Source organism: Streptomyces sp. NPDC000151 (genome assembly GCF_040301705.1).
Taxonomy (GTDB): domain Bacteria; phylum Actinomycetota; class Actinomycetes; order Streptomycetales; family Streptomycetaceae; genus Streptomyces.
The window spans coordinates 1-1,223 of record NZ_JBEPFC010000317.1; the positions used below are offsets into that span (position 1 = coordinate 1).

Here is a 1,223-nt window from a genome sequence, read left to right on the forward strand (position 1 = left end):
GGCCCGGCGTCGGCGCCGGGCCGTGCGGCGCTCCGGCCGCGCTGCAACGGGCGCTCGTCGTCGAACCAGCGGCACAGCAGCGGCTGCACCCGCCGGGGATCGGCACACAGCAGCGCCGCCGCGAGCCCGAGGAAGCGGGGGCCCGGGGCGACGGCGCGTCCGGCGTCCTCGGTCCGCTCGACAGGGGCCGGCCCGCCCTCGTACGCCGCCGCGCCCTCGCTCACCGCCGCCGCGCCCTCGTTCACCGCCGTCGCGCCCTCGGCCGGCGGTCCGTCCGCCGGCAGCAGGCGGCGGACGAGGTCGAGGCGGGTCGCCGGGTCCAGCGGCAGCCGCCGCCAGAACCAGGGCCCGAACGCGTCCAGGCCCGTACGTTCGAAGCCGCCCGCCAGCGCCGAACGGTCCGTCACCCGGGCCGCGAGGAGATGGAGCACACGGGCGTACGGGGCGGCGTCGGGCAGCCGCAGCAGGACCTCGCCGAGCAGGTGCTCGGCCCACCACCGGGCGTCCCGCGCCGAGGCATCGGCCCCTCCCCCGCTGGGCCGCGTCCGCTCGCCGCTCTTCGCGGCCGGTGCCGTGACCACCGCCACCAGCCCCTCCAGCCTGCGGGTCAGCGCTTCGGGGCCCGCTCGGCGGCCGAGGAGCAGCAGGGCCTGGACCACCGGTCCGATACGGTGCCGCGGCACGGCGGGCGGAGCGAGGGTGGCAACGGGGGGTTGCCCGGCGGCGCGTCCCCCGGCCGGCCCCTGCACCAGCGCCTCCAGCGTCTCGTCCACGTCGAGGTGCGTGCCCTGCAGCCAGTCGGCGAACTCTTCGTGCGGGAAGCGGTAGCCCGCGCCGGCCGGCACCAGCAGCCCTTCGGCGAGCACCGCGGACGCCCACCCCGTACGCCACGGGAACAGCTCGTCGAACGACGCGCGGTCCAGTTCGCCCCGGCCGGGGCCGAGGCAGCGGCGGGCCGCCTCGTGGGCGCGGCCGGCCACCCGCGCGGCCGACCGGCGTACGTCCGCGCCGCGCTCCCCCGGCGCCAGCCGCTGGGCGACGCGCAGGCACAGCAGGTCCAGGTAGCCGCCGAAGATCTCGTGCCGGTGGGGCGTGCCCATCCCGCGCGCGTCCTCGCCCGCGGCGACCAGGGACGTCCGTACCTCGGTCAGCAGCCGCAGGGCCAGCGGGTGGCCGGCGTCCGCCGTGGTCAGCGCCCGGTACGGTCTGCCGGCCGGCGCGCT

Annotated in this window: 1 pseudogene; it reads right to left on the reverse strand. The window is 79.4% G+C overall.

What is annotated here, in order from left to right:
• Positions 1-1,223: pseudogene (locus ABT381_RS35815) on the reverse strand (serine protease); the annotation flags it as partial.